Origin of the sequence: Anaplasma phagocytophilum (assembly GCF_023476575.1) — a bacterium.
GTDB classification, from domain to species: domain Bacteria; phylum Pseudomonadota; class Alphaproteobacteria; order Rickettsiales; family Anaplasmataceae; genus Anaplasma; species Anaplasma phagocytophilum_A.
Genome location: NZ_JAHLEX010000134.1, coordinates 1 through 2279, shown reverse-complemented (window position 1 = coordinate 2279; position 2279 = coordinate 1). Strand labels below are relative to the sequence as shown.

Annotated in this window: 3 protein-coding genes; 1 reads left to right on the top strand and 2 read right to left on the bottom strand. The window is 45.6% G+C overall.

Going from position 1 to position 2279, the window contains the following annotated elements; genetic code table 11:
* On the bottom strand, nt 1–1082 hold a 1082-nt coding region (locus KPX09_RS05080; protein ID WP_249549276.1), incomplete at its 3' end, for a carboxypeptidase.
* A 339-nt stretch (nt 1083–1421) separates the two neighbouring features.
* On the opposite strand from KPX09_RS05080, the gene KPX09_RS05075 reads away from it, so the two are divergent.
* On the top strand, nt 1422–2042 hold the full coding sequence (locus KPX09_RS05075; protein WP_249549275.1) for an OmpA family protein: 621 nt from the start codon (nt 1422–1424) through the stop codon (nt 2040–2042).
* Here the strand turns inward: KPX09_RS05075 and KPX09_RS05070 are convergent.
* A partial coding sequence (locus KPX09_RS05070) for a hypothetical protein (RefSeq protein ID WP_249549274.1) occupies nt 2035–2279 on the bottom strand: 245 nt, incomplete at its 5' end. The genes KPX09_RS05075 and KPX09_RS05070 overlap by 8 nt on opposite strands.

Here is a 2279-nt window from a genome sequence, read left to right as displayed (position 1 = left end):
TTTTCTAGAGCGCATCTTAACATCACATGCGCTAGGGAGGAAACTTCATCCGCCCTTTCAAGCAGCAACTCCGGCCTGACTTCAGCAAGGTACCTATGTATATTACCCGAATCAGCCACCTTACCCCGCAGAGAGAACGTCTTTTTCATAGCAGGCAAAACAAAAGACATGAACCTACTGTCCATTAGTAAATGTCGAGACATCAACATTCCTTGAGCCTCAAACATCACACTTCCGGGAAAATCACCAACAGGCTGCCTTCTCCATCTCTTAGGCAAATTCGCGCAGTATAGCGTACGCCCTATGTTATCAAGCGCCCCCCTAAGCCCTACCCTATAATCTAGCTCGTCACAAGATACACCACCAAAATCTTCACATCTAAAAATTGAACAACCATAGTCTTCACGGCGAATATCAGTCAAAGAGACATCAGATGCATAGATTGCAGCCTCTAGATATTCATGCAACAACCTCTGCTTCTCGCAAGTTATTGACTTCGCAAGATGAATCTTGCTCCCGTTCTGCTTTTCTAGCACTTCACTGAAAAACTGCCTATAAAACGCCCCCAGATCAGTAAAAACTTCATCTATTCTCTTGGTATCCATATCACCATCATGCATTTTTAGCATGACATCGTACTTACTAGCTAATCCAAGATCTCCAGACTTTATTTGCGCAACTTCTGACGAGAGTTTTACTACATCAACCAGTCGCTCCATTACATTCTTAGCCGACTCGCTGCCTTCTCTGAAGAGGAGCCATCTGTTCCTACAGTCTATCCTCGCTGTAGTTAAAGCACTAAGCAAGTCAGCCGGTACATTCTTAAGGGTTCTGTGCAATCTGCTTATGCAATGCAAGTTCGCGACTTCCCAATCTCCCAGTTTACTCTTGTTGGAAAGCGACGCCTTAATGGCTTCAGCGACAATCTCACTCTCTATGATCTCCTGCCGAATCTCCTGCAACGTATGTATTCTGTCCATTCCGTCTGCTACCAACGGCCTTCCATAGCAGAGCTCATTTATCACATCACCTATGTTGCGTATTTTGACAAAAACTTGCTCCAATAACTTATATTGCTTCATATGCACAATTACCGAAACCTTTTACTTCCAACAAAAAAACGCGCACCCGTCGGAAGTTACGCACCTCAGCTAATAGCCCCAGAAAATGCTACCCCTATCGACTCAGCACGCTGCGATATAACCCACAGACCACTCGGTGTGCTGAGGAAATGCAGGAAAATGCACTCTAAGTTTTAGCACACATAACAACTAAAGCCACCACAAATCGGCAAAAAAGGTAAAAATTATTTTACTTGACTTGGTGTAGTTTTAAGCAATGATCTATTCGTGGTGTGTGGCCTTTTCGGTTATGTCTTTTTCGGTTGTTTAATATAGGTTTACTGCAGAGGAGGTGCTTCTATGTTGCGGCGCTCGTCGTTTTTTTGTCTGCTGGCACTGCTCAGTGTTACAAGCTGCGGGACTCTTCTTCCAGATAGCAACGTCGGCGTTGGACGTCATAGCCTTGGAAGTCACCGCAGTGTTGCTTTTGCCAAAAAAGTTGAGAAGGTATACTTTGATACAGGAAAGTACAACCTAAAGGGTCACGGAAAGAAGGTAATTCTGGAGCTTGTTGAGCAGCTCAAGCAGTATGACAGCATGCGCTTGGTTGTGATTGGGCACGCAGATGCTACCGGCACCGAGGAGTATAGCCTTGCGTTAGGTGAAAAAAGGGCTAATGCTGTTAAGCAATTCATCATAGGATGCGATAAATCTCTGGCTCCTCGGGTCACGACACAATCTCGGGGGAAGGCAGAACCGGAGGTTTTGGTGTATTCGACCGATGCTCAGGAGGTTGAGAAAGCCAACGCGCAAAATCGTAGGGCTGTGATAGTGGTGGAGTTTGCACACGCTCAAAGGGATAGTATAGCTGACATACATGCGCCTGTTGCTTCTTCCATCACCCCCGAAAATTCCGATACCCCTACTACTGAAGGTGAGGACGTGGCAGCCTTAGAGTCCTCTGGTGCAATCGCTAAGTAGATACACTATTGGTGTTCGCTATGGTGTGAGTTAGTTTGAGAGAGAGTGACATGTCTTTGGGATAGTGGCTAAGTTTTTCATCTTGTGCGTTTGTCAGTCTACTTATATTGCTGCTTAGGACCACAGAGCGTGCTTTAGGGATGAGCTCTTGTATACCTTCCAGTATCCTTTCTATACCCACACCGTAGGGGCTCATGGTGTTATACTCTTGGCACGACGGACACTCTCTTGGTATCT